Consider the following 14,969-nt stretch of genomic DNA (forward strand, 5'->3'; position numbering starts at 1 on the left):
ACGCCCCCGGGATAATGATTAGACTTGTATCGGCTCTCGGGCCGCCGACAGCAACGCGGCGGCCAGCATGTCCGCCGCCGAGGTGCTGAGCGCCAGCGGCACGTCATGCAGCATCGCCAGACGGGTCAGCGCCTGCAGGTCGGCATCCCCGCCATGCGGCACCGTCGGATCGGCGAAAAAGATCGCCGCATCCAGCTCTCCGGTCGCCACGAGGGCGCCCAGTTGCTGATCGCCGCCCCGGTCGCCGCGTTGCAGGCGCCTTATCTCCAGTTCCGGCGCCAGTTCGTGCAGCATCCGCCCCGTCCCGCCGGTACAGATCAGCCGGTGCCCCGACAGCGCCGCGCGGTGCCGCAGCACCCAGGCGCGCAACTGGGCCTTGCGGGTGTCATGCGCCACCAGCGCGAGCCGCCGTGGCGCGGTGGACACCGCACGCGCCCGCGCCGTGATCGCCAGGATCGCCCGGACCTGCGCCGCGAAGCCGCTGCTTTCCGCCGGGAACACGCCGGACAGCGCCGCCGTGCCCACGGTGAACCCCGCCGCGCCCGCCTGCGCGCAGGCGGCCACGCGGTCCTCGCTGTCGATGCTGCCCGCCATGATGACCGGCTTGCCCACCGCGGCACAGACAGAGGTCATCAGCCCCGCCACGTCACCGTCAAAGCGATAGGCCAAGAGGTCCAGCCCGTGCACATGCTCATGATCTGCCAGCCGCCGGGCCGAGGTCACGATATCTTCGGCCAGGCCTTCCAGCACGCTGGGATGGCCGGTGATCCGGCCCGGAAAGGGATAGTATCGCAGCGGGTGGTTGCGGGTGACCTCTGTCACGTCCTGCGCCCGCGTGCCGCCCAGCAGGCAATCCACGTCGATTTCCACCGCCGCCCGTGCCGAGGCCAGTTCGCTTTCGGCATCAAGGCTCACGACCTCCAGGTAGGATCGTCCTCCGGCGCTGCGGATCGCCGCGGCCAGCCCCATGAGTTCGGACAGGGGCAGGCCGACATCCTTGAAACCGATATGGCGCACACCGCCTTCCAGCGCCTCTTCCAGGCGCGCGCGGGCGTCGGGGATGGTGCGGTCATTGGCGGTCAGCATCAGGATGAAATCGAAGGCCATCGGTCAGATCTCCGTCGGGGTCAGGGGGGCGGCCCGGGTCCAGTCCGGGGCCGCCGAGGCGATACGCAGGTGCGGCGCGTCCAGGCTGGCCTCGATCAGCGCGGACAGCTGCCCGAGGGCAAGACCCGGCGACAAACCACCCGCAACCAGGGCCGAGAACACGTCCCCCACACCATGCGGCACACCCTCGCGCAGCGCCACCGCAAAGACCTGGGCCGCCTCCGCAGCAACCCGCAGAACCCCGGTCCTGCCCGGCCCCACCGGCGCGGATGTCACCAGAACCTCTGCATCAGGGTTCAGCAGGCCCGATGCGGCGGCGCGCGCCTCTGCCAGCGTTTCCAGCGGCGCGCCGGTCAGCCAGCCAAGCTCGAACAGGTTGGGCGTCAACAGATCGGCCAGCGGCACCAGGGCATCACGCAGGGTTTCGGCAACCTCCTGTGGCACATAGAGCCCGCCGGGAAGGTCGCCCAGCACCGGGTCGACGATCACGCGCACACCCGCCTTTCGCATCCCACGCGCAAGGCCAACCGCAAGCGCAACGTGATCGGGCGACGGCATGTACCCCACCAAAAAGGCGTCCTGCGCCATCAGCCAGCCGTTTGCGTCCAGCGCCCCGATCATGCCCTCGATCTGACCAACCGGCACCGGCGCCCCCGCCACATGCGGCCAGCCGGGATGGTTCGACAGCACCGTGGTCGGCAGTTGCGTAACCTCGTGCCCCAGCGCCTGCAGCGCGGGGGCCGCCGCCGACAGGCCGACATGGCCGTGCGCGACCCAGCTGGACAGGATCAGAATTCGGGCCATGTCCCTTTCAGAACCGTTCGACCCAGGGCCGCAGGCTGAGTTCATGCGACCAGGCGCTGCGATCCTGTTCGATCAGGTGGCGATAGCTGCGGGCAATCGCCTCGGGGCGCAGCATGGACGAGGGCGCCTCGTCGGGTTCGCTGCGGCCCGGGTTCAGGATCGCCCCGTCGATGTTGACCCAGGCGACATGGATGCCCTGCGGGTGTAACTCTCGCGCCATGCTTTCGGCCAGACCCCGCTGGGCGAACTTGCCCATCGCGAAAGGCGCGGAATGGGGAAAGCCCTTGACCCCTGCCGAGGCGCCGGTGAACAGGATCGTCCCGCGCGTGCCCGCCACCGGATCGGCCTCCAGCATTCGGCGCGCCGCGTGTTTGCCGGTCAGGAAGGCGCCGATGGCCGTCACCTCGACCGCCGCACGCACCTTGTCTGCGTCCAGTTCCGCCACCGGGCCGCGCACCCGGGCCGAAGGGTTGTAGATCACGACCCGGGGCACAGCCGGCAGATCGTCGAACAGCCGCGCCACGTCATGTTCGTCCGTGGCGTCCAGCAGGACGCGGCGGGCGTCGGTCTCTTCGGCCACCGCGCGCATCTTTTCGCCGCCGCGCGCGGCCAGCGTCAGCGCATGATCCCGCGCCAGTTCCCGCGCCAGCGCCGCCGAAAGCCCCTCGCCCGCGCCGATGATCACTGCATGTGGCTTGGTCATTGCATTCCCCTCGCGCCCCTCAACGGGGTCAGCCTAGTGTCAATTCTCCGGCAGGCAAAGCTGCGCGCAGCCTCAGAACCCGACCTTGTCGGCGCCTTTCAGCGCCAGGATCTCGCGCGCCTCGTCCGGGGTGGCCAGGTCCAGGCCCAGCCCCTCGACGATCTGGCGCGCCTTGGCCACCTGGTCGGCGTTGCTTTTCGCCAGCACCCCGGGGCCAAGCCAGAGCGAATCCTCCAGCCCCACGCGGATATTGCCGCCCATCGCGGCGGCCATTGCGGCAATCGGCAACTGGTTCTTGCCCGCGCCCAGCACCGACCAGCGGTATTGATCCCCGAACAGCCGGTCGGCGGTGCGCTTCATGTGCTGTACGTCCTCGGGATGCGCCCCGATGCCCCCCATCAGGCCGAAAACCGTCTGGATGAACAGGGGCGGTTTCACCAGCCCCTCGTCCAGGAAATACCGGAGATTATATAGGTGCGAAGTGTCGTAACACTCGAATTCGAACCGGGTGCCAGAGGCGCCCAGCGTGGTCAGGATGTATTCGATCTGACCGAAGCTGTTGTTGAAGATGATGTCCTTGTTGCCGACGTAGTCACGCTCCCACTGATGGGTCAGATCCGGAAAGCGCTTCAGCATCGGGAAAAGGCCGAAATTCATGCTGCCCATGTTCAGCGAGGCCACCTCGGGCTGGTGGGTTTCCGCCGGGCGCACGCGTTCCTGCACGCTCATGGTGGGCGCGCCCCCGGTGGTGATGTTCACCACGCAGTCAGAGGCCTGCTTGATGACCCCCAGAAAGGGCGTGAAGGCCTCTGGCGTCTGGTCCGGGCGGCCGTCCTGCGGGTCTCGGGCGTGCAGGTGAACAATGGCGGCGCCCGCCTTGGCCGCGCCGATGGCGGCCTCGGCGATTTCGGAGGGCGTGACCGGAAGGTGTTCCGACATGGACGGCGTGTGAATGGCGCCAGTGACGGCACAGGTGACGATCACCTTGCGGGGCTTGGCCATGAGGATCTCCTTGGATCAGTCGGTGTCGGACATCAGGTGACGGCGCAGGGCAGCCAGGCGGCGGTCGCGGCGGTCCTGTCGCGCGCGGATACTGTCGGGGCTGCGGTCCTGCGACCAGGTGGCGGCGATCTTCTCGGCATTCTCGACCGAAAAGACCTCTGGCCCCGCCGGAGTCTCTGCCAAACCGGCGAAAAAGGGGCCATAGCGCGTCGCATAGTCGATCAGACCGCCCGGCGCGTTCAGGTCGATGGTCTCGACCGGTCCCATCAGCGCCCAGCGCAGGCCCAGCCCGTGCTTGATCGTCGCGTCCAGCCCCTCGACGCTGACAACCCCTTCGCCCAGCAGGCGCAGCGCCTCGGCCAAAAGCGCCCCTTGCAGCCGGTTCAGGACAAAACCGTCGCGCTCGGCGCTCATCCGGACGGGCACCTGTCCGATCCGTTCATAGATCGCCTCGGCCCGGTCCAGGGTCTCTGCCGTGGTCCAGGGGGCCGGGCACAGTTCGACCACGGGCACCAGGTGGGGCGGGTTCACCGGGTGACCGACGAGACAGCGCCCCCGGTGGGCCAGCCCCTCGGTAAAGCGCGACGGCACGATGGCAGAGGTGGAGGAGGCCAGCACCGCCTCGGGCGACGCACCCGCATCGAGCCGGGCAAAGAGCGCCTCTTTTACCTCGATCCGCTCGGGCCCGTTTTCCTGCACAAAGCAGACGCCCGAGACCGCCTCTTCCAGCGTCGGACAGGTCCGGACGCGGGCCAGTGTGCCCTCGCGATCCTCCAGCAGCCCCTCGGCCTGCAGCGTGTCGCAGAGCCTAGCCAGGTCCTGCGGAAACCGCTCCAGCACGGCGGGGTCGACGTCCCAGACCTGTACGTCGAACCCGGCGCGGGCGAACAGCACGCTCCAGGATCGGCCAATCAGGCCCGCGCCGATGATGGCGATTGTCTCTGTCATCTCATCCCCTCCCCGGCCCGTGGCCCGTGTCACCCGCGATACCGGGTCATCCAGCCCAGGCTGTCACCGGTCGGCCCTTCGGGTATGTATTCGGCCCCGATCGGCCGGGTCCATCCCAACTGCCCGATCTGATCCAGCACATGGCCGTAGTCCAGCTCGCCATGATCCGGTGGCCCCCGGTCGGGAACGGCGGCGATCTGGATATGACCGACCAGCGGCAGCAGATGTTCCAGCCGCCGGCAGACGTCCCCCTCCATGATCTGGATGTGGAAACAGTCGAACATCATCTTCAGGTTGGGCCTTCCGACCTCGCGGATGATGGCAGCGGCCTGCGCGGAGGTCGACAGGAAATAGCCCGGCGCATCGTAGTGATTGATCGGCTCGATCAGGATTGTGATGCCCTCGACCGCCGCCGCATCGCAGGCATAGGCCAGGTTTTCGCAGTAGGTCGCCCGCGCCCTTGGGCCGCCGGAAACCCCCGACATGACATGCACGGACAGCGTTCCGATTGCCTGCGCATAGGCCAGTGCCTCGTCGATGGCGGCCCGCGCCTCATCCTCGCGGCCCGGGATCGCGGTCAATCCCCTGTCCCCTGCCGCCACGTCGCCGCGCCGGGCGTTGAGGCCCAGCATGTCCAGCCCGGTTTCGTCCAGCGCAGCGCGGACATCCCCCGGAGGCACGTCGTAGGGCCAGTGGCATTCGACCGCGTCGAACCCCGCCGCCTTTGCCGCCCGGATCGCGTCCGGCAGCGGTAGGTCCGTCCAGAGAAAGCCCAGGTTTGCAGAGAATTTCATGTGTCCCACTCGATGTTGAAATGCGTGACGACGTCTTGCACCTGCGCTTCTGACAGGGCGCGCGGTGACAGGCCCCGCGTCAGCATCGCCAGCCGCGCGGTGGCCTCCAGTTCCTCGATGGCATTGCAGGCGGCCTCGACATCCCTGCCCGCCACCACTGGCCCGTGGTTGGCCAGCATCACCGCCGAGCGTTTGCCCGCCAGCCCGCGCACCGCCTCTCCCATCGCGGGATCACCGGGCCGGAAAAAGGGCAGCAGCGTGACCCGCCCCAACTGCATGATCCCGTAGGGCGTCAGCGGCGGCAGGAAATCATCCTTGTCCACATCGGGCATCATCGACAGGGCGACCGCGTGGCAGGAATGCAGGTGCACCACCGCGCCGGCCTGGCTGCGCGTGTCGTAAAAGGCGGAATGCAGGGGCATTTCCTTTGTCGGCTTGTCGCCATCGACATGGCGGCCCTCGGCGTCAAAGCGGCTGAGCCGCGCCGGGTCCAGCCGCCCGAAACTGGTGCCGGTGGGCGAGACCAGAAGGCCACCGTCCGGCGTACGGGACGATATGTTGCCCGTGGATCCGCCGGTCAGCCCCCGGTCGAACATCGACCTGGCCAGCGTGCAGATCAGCTCTCGAAGGCGGGTCTCCTCGGTCATTGGTCCAGCATGTCCAGCGCGTCGGTGAAAAAGCTCTCGGCGCCGAAGTTACCCGATTTCAACGTGAGCGCGATGCTGTCGCCGCCGCTTTCGGCAAAACACCAGGGGACACCCGGCGCGATCTCACGGCCAATGTCCAGCCGGGAAACGCCCAGCGCCTGCGTCACCGCGCCGGAACTCTCTCCGCCCGCGATGACAAACCGGCGCCGTCCCATGTCGCGCGCCGCCAAGGCGCAGGCGGCCAGCGCCTCTTCGACGATCTCGCCCGCACGGGCCGCGCCCAGGCTCTCTTGGGTGGCCCTGACAGAGGCCGGATCGGCAGTGGCGTAGATCAGCGGCGCGGCCTCTGCCGACAGTCCCGACAACCAGTCGATGGCGGGTGTGACACCGCGTTCGTCCAGGTCCTGCGGGTCCAGCCGGAAGGCAGGGGCGCCGGTTTCACGATAGGCGGCCACCTGTGCGTTGGTCATCGCCGAACAGCTGCCCGACAGGATCACCGCCCCCGGCCCCACCTGGGGACGCGAGGGCGCCCCGGCCTGCGCCAGCAGCCCGTCTGCCTGCCACAGACCGGGCAAGGGCATAGCCACGGCGCTGCCCCCGGTCATCAGCGGCATGTCGCGGCAGGCCTCGGCGATGACATGCAGATCCTCGTTCGCCACCGCGTCCACCACCACATGCGCCACGCCCTCGGCCCGCAACGCGTCCAGCCGCGCGGTCAGCGTCTTGACCCCGCCAGCGACGGTCAGCCGGTTGGCCAGCCCCACCGCCTGCGTCACCTGAGGCGCCAGCAGGCGCATCAGGTTCGAGTCCCGCATCGGTGTCAGCGGATGATCCTTCATCGGGCTTTCGCCAAGCGGCTGTTCCCCGACAAAGAGATTGCCCATGTAGATCGACCGGCCATTTTCCGGAAAGGCCGGGCAATAGATGGTCTGATCCGCACCCGAGTCATGCATCAGCGCCTCGGCCACCGGGCCGATATTGCCCTCGGGTGTCGAATCGAAGGTCGAGCAATATTTCCAGAAGAACCGCTCTGCCCCCGCCCTCTGCAACCAGTCCAGCGCGGCGCGCGCCTCGGCCACGGCGTGGTCGACCTGCGCGGTCCGGATCTTGAGCGCGATCACCTCGAAAGGCGCCGGATCCTCCGGCGGCCCGTCCGGAACGCCCATCCGCAGCGACACCCGGACACCGGATCGCGCCAGCAGCCCCGCCAGATCGGTCGCACCGGTGAAATCGTCGGCAATGGCGCCGAGCACTGTCGTCACTTTTACTTCCCCTTCGCGCAGGCCATTGAGTATGGCGTCGCTCCTCCGACGCCATCCTTCACGAGGTCCCATGTTCGTTCAAGGTGTATGACCGCCGCCCCGGCTGTGCGGGGGCCTTTCAGCTGTCGATCCGCGGCTTTTCCTTGCGCGTCGCGGGCGCCTCCGGATCGGCCCAGGTCACCCGCAGGCTGACCTCGCACTGGCCGTCCTGGCGTTCACCCTTGATGCGGAGGTTCATCAGCCCGGCGGTTTTCAGGACCAGTTCGTCATCCTCGTCGCCCAGCGTCATCTCGCCCTTGGAAAACCCCTTGGCCAGCGCGGTCAGAAGGGTCTTGATCGTCTTCGCATCCTGCAGGGATTCATGCGAGAAACGGCCTTTGTCATCGCTCATGCGGACCCTTTCGCTGTGTCAGCTCATGCGTTCCGGGGCAAAATGCTTTGCCGACGGGTAGTCACGGCTCAGCCCGATCACATCTCCGGAGGGAAAGATCAAGGTCGCGCCCGCGCCGATCCCCTCCAGCCCCTCCAGCGCGCGCGAGGCGCGGTCCAGCGTGATGTCCCCTTCGAGGTGCAGCAACCCGCGCTTGGCCAGAAGCCGCTGACCGGCGTGGTTGTTGACATGCCCCTGCACCACCATGTGGATGCCCGCGCGGTGCAAGGCGCCAACCCCACGATCTGTCAGCGCACAGTCGGAGGCGCGGTACTTCGTCCGCACCAGGTTCGCCAGCGGGCCGAAATAGAACCCCAGAGAGGCGTCCTCTGCCGCCGCGCGATACCGCGCGTTGACCGCCTCCGGCCCTTCGCGCACCAGCAGATCGCACATGCTGTCGCACAGGCCCGCGTGCACGAACAGCAAGGATCCGCTGCGCGCCACCACGTCCATGCTGTCGTAAAACCAGGCATAGGTGCCGCCGGGTTCGAAAAAGACCTGATGACATTTCAACGCCGCGGCCAGGATCTCGCGGCAGGTCATCCCCGACCGCGCGCATTCGGCATCGAACTTCGCCAGCTTGGCGCCCAGTTTGGCGGTCTCCTTGGCGATGACCTTGGGGCGCAGTTCGGCCCGCGCCGCCTGTTCGAACCGCACCGCCCAGTCCGCCCGGGGCAAAAGCCGCGCCTTGCAGGTCGCCTCGTCCGGCAGGGCGTCCAGGTCACCGGCGGTAACGAACCGCTCCAGCACCTCGCGCAGGGCGGGCAGGATCTTGCGACCCATGCGAACAAACAGGTGTTCGCGCAAGGGCGACTTAGGGCCGCGCAGGGCGGCCACGGCCATGCGCATCCGCAGGTCATGGTTGCCCGCCAGGATATGGACATCCGCCCCCGTGGCGCGCAGCGCGGCAATCGCATCCAGCAGGGCCAGGTTGCTCGGCCCCTTGTCCAGACTGTCGCCGCCCAGCACGATCCGCGCCCGCTGGCCAAAGCCTGTCAGCCCGATGCGCCCGCCCGCACGATGGATCACCCCGGCGGCAGTCAGTGAGCGCAGGAACCCCTCGGCATCCGCATGCGGGTCGGAGACAAAGACAACGGGCACATCCGGCCAGCGCCAGCCGCCATGCGCCCGCGCCCGGTCGAGACAGCGCGCGATTTGCGGCTGCGTCCCGGCCCCGGGCCAGGGAATGACGCTGCGCGGCAGGTCCGGCAGGCAGGCATCCCCGTCGAAAACCTGCGGCAACAGGATGGACTCGCTGCCGATACTGTTCTGGATCTGCGCCACTTTCCGGTCCCCTTGCCACGGCCGGGTACTTCGGAGGGTCAATCCTTGGGGTCGCCCCCGGGTTCCCTGATCTTCCATGCTCCGGCCAAGTGGGACCACCTACCATCCGCTTCATGACAGATCAGTGACGGGCGGGCATGAAACATCGACAGGCGGGCAATTTCCGCCCGGTCGAGAATGCCAAGGTAAAAACAGGCATGCCGGAACGAGGCGCCATGCCCGACGTGGACGGTCAGCCATCCGGGCCGCGACGTGGCCGCCAGGTGATCGGCCACCCGTCGCCCCGCCATCATCAGGCTTTCCGCCCCGTCCAGCGGCAGGCAATAGTCGCTGTCCGATTTCCAGCCCGGCGGCGGCGCGTCATGGCGCGGATCGTCGCGCAACGCCGCCTCGATTTCCGGAACGGTCAGGTTGGCAGCGCTACCAAGGCCACGTTCGGCCAGCGCGGGTGTTTCCACGACCCTTTCTGTGACATGCCCCAACGAGTCCAGCCGCGCCGCCAGCTCCTGCGCCGTTTGCCAGGCCCGCAACTGGTGCGAGGTATGGACAACAGGTGACAGGCGCAGCCCGTGCTCCGCGATCATCCCGGCCAGCAGGTCCGCGCCGGCGCCGGCCTGTGCCTTGCCCTCATCGGTCAAGGGCCAGGGCTGTCGGGCCGAGGGCACCCCCTTGCGCTGGTGATAGGCGCCGTGGCGCAGGAAGGCGACATAGGCGCGCTCAGCCATCGAAGAGCCGCCGCCCCTCTGCCGCCAGCGCGTCGAAATCCACCCGGCCCGCGACCTCGCAGACCCGCACGCCGCGCAAGGCCTCAAGGTAGGGGGCGGGATCGGGCACTGCGCCATTTGGTTCAAAGGTGCCGTCGGGATGCTGGTAGAAGGGGCCCGGGCTTTTCATGATCGCGCCCAGCAAGTCCGGCCGGTCGGCCAGGGCCACCTCCGCCACCTGTGTTGGCGCATCCGTGGCATGATCCCAGTTCAGCACCCAGAAATCGGTCAGCGCGCCTTCGTACCGCAGGCGATCGGCGCCATAGACGTCGCCGACGATCAGGTCGTGCTTGTCCTCAAGCGCCCAGATGTCGGCGGCGGGCATCGCCTCCAGCTCGGCGCGCCGGGCCGGCGTTAGCATGTCCCGCAGGCGCGGATTGCCAAGGATCGTGCCGGGGTTGATGCGCGGCTGCTTGGGGATGCCCAGCGCGCGCGGCGGTCGGCCCGCGCGCACCAGCACCCGGTCATTGCTGAGGAAACCCATCCCCTCCATATCCATCAGCCGCAGGATCGAGGTTGACTTACCCCCACCTGACAGCCCCGAGATCGCGAGCGTGCGCGCCCCCCGCGTCACCGCCGCCGCGTGGCACAGCTGCCAGCCCTCGCGCAGGCCGGCGTTCAGGATCTGCGTGTTGATGAAATTGATGACGGTGCTTTCGTTCTCGGCCAACGGGCCAAAGGCTACGGCCACGCCCGGCGCCTGCAAAAAGGTGACACCGCTGCGGACCTTGCGGATCAGCCGCGCACCGGCCAGGTCGTGCACCGCATCCTTGCGCCCTGCCTTGCCGGGTTCGCGCTGCCAGTCGATCCAGTCCGGATCTGGCGACAGGCCCTGCCCCGGCAACAGATGCACCGTGATCTCACCCGGCGTTTCCGTCAGCGCGCCCGCGAAATAGGCCATCAGGGACGCACGCAACGGCGCAGGCGCCAGGACAGAGACAGTGACCCGTCCCACCCCCAGGTGAAAGGGCGCCGTCCCGGCGGCGTCCAGGTCAATCTGCGCCAGCACATCCTCGGCGGTTCTCATGCGGACACCTCTTGCAGGACATGATCGGCCACCAGCGCGGCGGCGTCGATCCCGCACCCCTTGAGCGCGCCGCTATACCCGCCAAAGGCCGAAACCTCAAAGACGATGGGGCCGTCCGGCGTCAGCGCGATATCGACGGTGGTGAAGGTCAGGCCAAAAGGCGCCTGCGCGCGGCGGCCCAGCGCGATCAACTCCGGCGAAGGCTCGTAGGGCGCGTATTTGCCCCCCGAATGGATCGTGGTGTTCCAGCTATCGGTCTGGCTGACGCGGGCATAGGTGCAGACATAATCGCCGTTCAGGAACACCATCCCCAGGTCATGCCCCGACAGGTCGGCCTTTTTTTGGATATACATCACCGGGTTCGCCGCCTTGAAGGCCGCAATCTGCGCCTCGGCGTCCGACGTGTCGGCCTCCAGCAGGACCATGCCCCGCGCCTTGGTGGAAAAGAGCGGCTTGAACACCGCCGCGCCGTAGCTGTCCAGCGCGGCACGGGCCGCCGTCACGTCCTCGGTGATGGTGGTGGGCGGCATCGGCACATCCGCGCCCCGCAACGTCACGGTGCAGGCCAGCCTGTCCATCAGGCGGATCACCCGTTCGGCGGGGCTGAAGATGCGCACGCCCCGGGCCTCTGCCACGCGCAGCATTTCCAGCCGGTCCAGCGCGTCGGGGCTGTAGTCCTCGGCGACCTTCTTCAGCACCAGCCCGTCCAGCGTGCAAAGATCCACCCCGTCGCAGATCAGCGTCCCGGCGGACAGGTCCAGCGTCGCGCGGGCCATATCGATCACCTGCCGAAACCCGGTGCGCGCCTCAAAGGCGTCGGCCAGGGCCTCTGTCGACCATTTTCCGGGGGTTCCGATGACCCCGATCCGTCTAGTCACTGAACACTTCCTTGATGGGCAGTTTGAACCGCGCTTCCTTGCCCTCTGGCACAGCCAGCGCGGTTTCCAGGATATAGCGCGCCCGCAGCAGCATCCGGCGCGCGTGTTTCTCGTCGACGACAAAGCGGGTCGAACTGGCAAAGGACCGTGCCAGCCCCAGCGCAAGCCGGTACTCGAAGGTCGGGTCCTTCTGGCGGCGCGCGAATTTCGCCGCCATCGCGTGCATCTCTGTCGCCACCGCCGAGATGCGCGCCCGGGTGCCCGCGTCCAGCACCTGCAGGCGATAGTTGGACACCATGAAGACCGACACGTCCTGCACGTAATCCATGTAGCGCGAGCGGTGCAGGTCGATGAACCGGATCTTGCGGCCCACCGCGTCGTAAATCACGTTGTCCAGGTTGAAGTCCCCGTGGATATAGACCGAAAACGGCGCCGGTATCCGCGCCTCGCGCTCTGCCGCCGCCGCGACAAGGTCATCGAAACCCGCCACGGTCACGCCGTTCACCTCCTGCCGCCCCCGCACGAACCGGCTGTGCAGGCGGTGCACGTCCGGCATCCGCTTGGCCAGTTGCTCCATCGCCCGCATCTCGGCAGGCTCGTCGGTAAGCGTCTGCCGCCAGATGTCGCGCACCGTCTTGTGCAGCGCCTTCTGGGCCTCGGCCAGCGCCTCGTCCGTGGCGCCCAGAACGATGTCCTCGAAGGTTTCGCCCTCAAGGTGTTCGATCAGCAGGGCGGCGGACTTGCCGCTTTTCTCGTAGGACAGGATCTCGGGCGCCAGCCCGGGATAGACCGAGTTCCAGCTTTTGACCCCGACGCGCTCTTCCTTGACCTTGCGGCGGTCCCCATCCTTGAAAACGGCGGCGACGGTCTCGCCCTTGGCGCCGCGCAGGTTGACGCTGGAAATGGCAGAGCCGGAGCGGGTCTCGGCCAGCGGCTGCAGGCTGATCTCCTCATCCCGGGCCACGCCCGCCAGCACGCTGCGCAGGGTGAAATAGCGCTCGAATTGCACCGATTGGCCGATGTTGATCGACAGGATCGCCTCGGAAATGGTCTGCAGCGCCTCTCCCATGCGGGTGACCTCGTTCAGGCAGAGCAGCCCATAGGCCAGGTCCTCGGTGTGCTTGGCGCCCTGCATGTCGCGGGTGTAGGTCCGGAACAGCTGGTCGTGAAAGGCGCCCATCTCGGTGCGCGCCTGCCCGATCTGCACCGCCAGCTTGCTGTCGCGGGCCTCCAGCGCCTCGTTGATGCGGGCCACGGTCTTGCGCACGCGTTTCAGCGGCGGGCCATAGGTCTCGGCCCGCAGCAGCTTTTGACGGTCGACCCGCTCGGCCTGTTCCACCGCCCGGCGGCCAAGCCGCGAGATCAGGTCGAGGTTGCGCGCGATGGTGTCGATCCCCTGCAGCCGCAGCTGGGTCGCCCCGGACGTCTTGCCGCGCATCATGCCCGCAAGGCAGGCCTTGCGTACGCGCACCGACAGGTTGTGGGAATAGCCCGCCCGCTGCACCAGTTGCAGCGCGATTTCGGTCCGGGGGTTGTCGAAATAGGCGATCAGCCGGGTCAGCTGCCCGTCCAGTTCCGCCAGCAGGAACGACATGTTCTCGGCGATCGGGTCAGGGCGTGACACAATCCAGCCTCCCCAGGTAGATCGGCGCATCGCCGCGCATCAGCGCCAGGTCGTAGCGCGGCAGGAAAGGCGCCTCGGGCCTGGCAGGATCGGTCCACAGGGTCGCGATCTGCCGCTTGTCCGGACGCGCGCCCAGGATCGGCACGTAGTCGTCAGGAACCGTGCAGTCGAACAGCACCTCCAGCAATTGCCGCGTGCCGCCGGGCCGTCTGCGAAAGACATCCGCGACGTGGCGCAGCGCGCCGACCTCGGGCGCCACCCCGATCTCTTCGACGCATTCGCGCGTCAGCCCCTGCTGCATCGTCTCTCCCGCCTCCTGCCGCCCGCCCGGCAGGGTCAGATAGCGTTGCCCCGAGGCCGCTTGCTTGACCTGCACCAGAACAAGGTTTTCCTTGCGGATGACAGCGCGCACCGTCGGACGTATGAGGTCTTCGTAATCCATGCGGACATATGGGCCGCCGGTGGCGTGGATGCAAAGCCGGAATCGGGCGGAATCAGAGAGACTGACGGGAAATGACCGCGATGAACGTCGAACGAGAAGCCCGCCTGCCCGACGACCTGCGCGTCGCCCGCGCGGAAAGCGCGCCGCACCTAGGCCCGCGCATCCTGTTCTTCAGCGGCGGCAGCGCGCTGAACGGCATTTCGCGGCGCCTGAAACGCTATACCTTCAACTCGATGCACCTGATCACGCCCTTCGACAGTGGCGGCAGTTCGCAGGTGCTGCGCCGGGCCTTCGACATGCCCGCAGTGGGCGACCTGCGCTCGCGCCTGATGGCACTGGCGGACGAATCCGTGCTGGGCCAGCCGGATGTCTACGCGCTGTTCAGCCACCGCCTGCCCAAGGACGCCCCGCAAGAAGAGCTGCGGGCCGAGGTCGCGCGGTTGGTGCAGGGCAAACATCCGCTGATCACCGCCATCGCCAAGCCGATGCGCCAGCTGATCCGCATCCAGCTGAACCGCTTTCGCGACCAAGTGCCGGCGGATTTCGACTATCGCAACGCCAGCATCGGCAACCTGATCCTGGCCGGCGGCTATCTTGGCAACGGCCGCGCGCTGGAACCGGTGCTGTTCCTGATGTCCAAGATGGTGGACGTGCGCGGCACCGTCCGCGCCATCGTCGACGAAAACCTGCACCTGGGTGTCGATCTGGCGGACGGGCGGCGCATCATCGGACAGCGCCGGATCAGCGGCAAGGAGGTTGCCCCGGTCGATGCACGGATCACCCATTGCTTTCTCAGCGACGGGCAGACCGACCTGGACCCGGCCCAGGTGCCCCTGCCCAAGCGGAACCGCAAGCTGATCGAGCAGGCGGACGTGATCTGCTATCCCCCCGGCAGTCTCTATTCCAGCGTCGTGGCCAACCTGCTGCCCGCGGGCGTGGGCCGGGCCGTCGCCGCGCGCCGGGTGCCAAAGGTCTATCTGCCCAGCCTCGGCACCGACCCCGAGGCGCTGGGCCACGACCTGGCCGACCAGGTGGCGGCGATCCTTGCCCCGCTCCGACGTGACGCGGGGGCGGATACGCCGCCGACTGCGCTGATGACCCATGTGATCTGCGACGAAAGCTGGCCCGAGGCGGACTGCCGGGCCGTAACCACCCGCCACGGCATCCCCTGCCACCGCCTGCCACGGGGCGCCTCGGCGGCGGCCCGCTATGACGAGGACGGCGTGGCCCGCCTGCTGGTTTCGCTGGACTAA

At 67.8% G+C, this 14,969-nt stretch carries 16 protein-coding genes; 1 reads left to right on the forward strand and 15 read right to left on the reverse strand.

The window, feature by feature from the left end; all coding sequences use genetic code 11:
• Window positions 1–18: 18 nt before the first annotated feature.
• The 15 genes from KZZ07_RS09480 to KZZ07_RS09550 form a co-directional block, all read right to left on the reverse strand.
• Complete coding sequence (locus tag KZZ07_RS09480) at window positions 19–1,107, reverse strand: methylglyoxal synthase (RefSeq protein ID WP_219513763.1); 1,089 nt, start codon at window positions 1,105–1,107, stop codon at window positions 19–21.
• Between the two features lie 3 nt (window positions 1,108–1,110).
• Window positions 1,111–1,911, reverse strand: a complete 801-nt coding sequence (locus KZZ07_RS09485) for a PfkB family carbohydrate kinase (RefSeq protein ID WP_219513764.1) — start codon at window positions 1,909–1,911, stop codon at window positions 1,111–1,113.
• Between the two features lie 7 nt (window positions 1,912–1,918).
• A complete protein-coding gene (locus KZZ07_RS09490; protein ID WP_219513765.1) occupies window positions 1,919–2,614 on the reverse strand; it encodes an SDR family NAD(P)-dependent oxidoreductase in 696 nt (231 codons plus the stop codon).
• A gap of 72 nt (window positions 2,615–2,686) precedes the next feature.
• Window positions 2,687–3,616, reverse strand: a complete 930-nt coding sequence (kce, locus tag KZZ07_RS09495) for a 3,5-dioxohexanoate:acetyl-CoA acetone transferase (RefSeq protein ID WP_219513766.1) — start codon at window positions 3,614–3,616, stop codon at window positions 2,687–2,689.
• A gap of 15 nt (window positions 3,617–3,631) precedes the next feature.
• Window positions 3,632–4,564 carry a 3-hydroxyacyl-CoA dehydrogenase gene (locus tag KZZ07_RS09500; protein WP_219513767.1) on the reverse strand — a complete coding sequence of 311 codons (933 nt, stop codon included), beginning with the start codon at window positions 4,562–4,564 and terminating at the stop codon, window positions 3,632–3,634.
• 29 nt (window positions 4,565–4,593) lie between these two features.
• Window positions 4,594–5,358 carry a hydroxypyruvate isomerase family protein gene (locus tag KZZ07_RS09505; protein ID WP_219513768.1) on the reverse strand — a complete coding sequence of 255 codons (765 nt, stop codon included), beginning with the start codon at window positions 5,356–5,358 and terminating at the stop codon, window positions 4,594–4,596.
• Entirely contained in the window at window positions 5,355–6,005 is a 651-nt protein-coding gene (gene otnC, locus KZZ07_RS09510) for a 3-oxo-tetronate 4-phosphate decarboxylase (RefSeq protein ID WP_219513769.1), read from the reverse strand. The genes KZZ07_RS09505 and otnC overlap by 4 nt, the downstream gene beginning before the upstream one ends.
• The gene (gene otnK, locus KZZ07_RS09515; RefSeq protein ID WP_219513770.1) at window positions 6,002–7,267 is read right to left on the reverse strand and encodes a 3-oxo-tetronate kinase; all 1,266 of its coding nucleotides are present in this window, start codon (window positions 7,265–7,267) and stop codon (window positions 6,002–6,004) included. The genes otnC and otnK overlap by 4 nt, the downstream gene beginning before the upstream one ends.
• Window positions 7,268–7,385: 118 nt before the next feature.
• A complete protein-coding gene (locus KZZ07_RS09520) occupies window positions 7,386–7,658 on the reverse strand; it encodes an amphi-Trp domain-containing protein (RefSeq protein WP_219513771.1) in 273 nt (90 codons plus the stop codon).
• 18 nt (window positions 7,659–7,676) lie between these two features.
• On the reverse strand, window positions 7,677–8,981 hold the full coding sequence (locus KZZ07_RS09525) for a metallophosphoesterase (protein ID WP_370631098.1): 1,305 nt from the start codon (window positions 8,979–8,981) through the stop codon (window positions 7,677–7,679).
• A gap of 38 nt (window positions 8,982–9,019) precedes the next feature.
• On the reverse strand, window positions 9,020–9,706 hold the full coding sequence (locus KZZ07_RS09530; RefSeq protein ID WP_219513775.1) for a histidine phosphatase family protein: 687 nt from the start codon (window positions 9,704–9,706) through the stop codon (window positions 9,020–9,022).
• On the reverse strand, window positions 9,699–10,772 hold the full coding sequence (locus tag KZZ07_RS09535; RefSeq protein WP_219513777.1) for an HprK-related kinase B: 1,074 nt from the start codon (window positions 10,770–10,772) through the stop codon (window positions 9,699–9,701). Before KZZ07_RS09535 ends, KZZ07_RS09530 begins: the two co-directional genes overlap by 8 nt.
• On the reverse strand, window positions 10,769–11,650 hold the full coding sequence (locus KZZ07_RS09540) for a GAK system ATP-grasp enzyme (protein ID WP_219513778.1): 882 nt from the start codon (window positions 11,648–11,650) through the stop codon (window positions 10,769–10,771). Before KZZ07_RS09540 ends, KZZ07_RS09535 begins: the two co-directional genes overlap by 4 nt.
• Window positions 11,643–13,274 carry an aminoglycoside phosphotransferase family protein gene (locus KZZ07_RS09545; RefSeq protein WP_219513779.1) on the reverse strand — a complete coding sequence of 544 codons (1,632 nt, stop codon included), beginning with the start codon at window positions 13,272–13,274 and terminating at the stop codon, window positions 11,643–11,645. The genes KZZ07_RS09540 and KZZ07_RS09545 overlap by 8 nt, the downstream gene beginning before the upstream one ends.
• Window positions 13,261–13,716: an NUDIX domain-containing protein gene (locus KZZ07_RS09550; RefSeq protein WP_219513780.1), complete on the reverse strand. Its 456-nt coding sequence runs from the start codon at window positions 13,714–13,716 to the stop codon at window positions 13,261–13,263. Before KZZ07_RS09550 ends, KZZ07_RS09545 begins: the two co-directional genes overlap by 14 nt.
• Before the next feature lie 80 nt (window positions 13,717–13,796).
• Here KZZ07_RS09550 and KZZ07_RS09555 point away from each other — a divergent pair, with 80 nt between their 5' ends.
• Window positions 13,797–14,969: a GAK system CofD-like protein gene (locus KZZ07_RS09555; protein ID WP_255564262.1), complete on the forward strand. Its 1,173-nt coding sequence runs from the start codon at window positions 13,797–13,799 to the stop codon at window positions 14,967–14,969.

The organism is Mameliella sp. CS4 (assembly GCF_019392335.1).
Taxonomy (GTDB): domain Bacteria; phylum Pseudomonadota; class Alphaproteobacteria; order Rhodobacterales; family Rhodobacteraceae; genus Antarctobacter.

Coding starts and splice junctions, on each gene's coding strand:
- KZZ07_RS09480 (WP_219513763.1), bottom strand. CDS start 1,107: ATGGCCTTCGATTTCATCCTGATGCTGACCGCCAATGACCGCACCATC.
- KZZ07_RS09485 (WP_219513764.1), bottom strand. CDS start 1,911: ATGGCCCGAATTCTGATCCTGTCCAGCTGGGTCGCGCACGGCCATGTC.
- KZZ07_RS09490 (WP_219513765.1), bottom strand. CDS start 2,614: ATGACCAAGCCACATGCAGTGATCATCGGCGCGGGCGAGGGGCTTTCG.
- kce (WP_219513766.1), bottom strand. CDS start 3,616: ATGGCCAAGCCCCGCAAGGTGATCGTCACCTGTGCCGTCACTGGCGCC.
- KZZ07_RS09500 (WP_219513767.1), bottom strand. CDS start 4,564: ATGACAGAGACAATCGCCATCATCGGCGCGGGCCTGATTGGCCGATCC.
- KZZ07_RS09505 (WP_219513768.1), bottom strand. CDS start 5,358: ATGAAATTCTCTGCAAACCTGGGCTTTCTCTGGACGGACCTACCGCTG.
- otnC (WP_219513769.1), bottom strand. CDS start 6,005: ATGACCGAGGAGACCCGCCTTCGAGAGCTGATCTGCACGCTGGCCAGG.
- KZZ07_RS09520 (WP_219513771.1), bottom strand. CDS start 7,658: ATGAGCGATGACAAAGGCCGTTTCTCGCATGAATCCCTGCAGGATGCG.
- KZZ07_RS09530 (WP_219513775.1), bottom strand. CDS start 9,706: ATGGCTGAGCGCGCCTATGTCGCCTTCCTGCGCCACGGCGCCTATCAC.
- KZZ07_RS09535 (WP_219513777.1), bottom strand. CDS start 10,772: ATGAGAACCGCCGAGGATGTGCTGGCGCAGATTGACCTGGACGCCGCC.
- KZZ07_RS09550 (WP_219513780.1), bottom strand. CDS start 13,716: ATGGATTACGAAGACCTCATACGTCCGACGGTGCGCGCTGTCATCCGC.
- KZZ07_RS09555 (WP_255564262.1), top strand. CDS start 13,797: ATGAACGTCGAACGAGAAGCCCGCCTGCCCGACGACCTGCGCGTCGCC.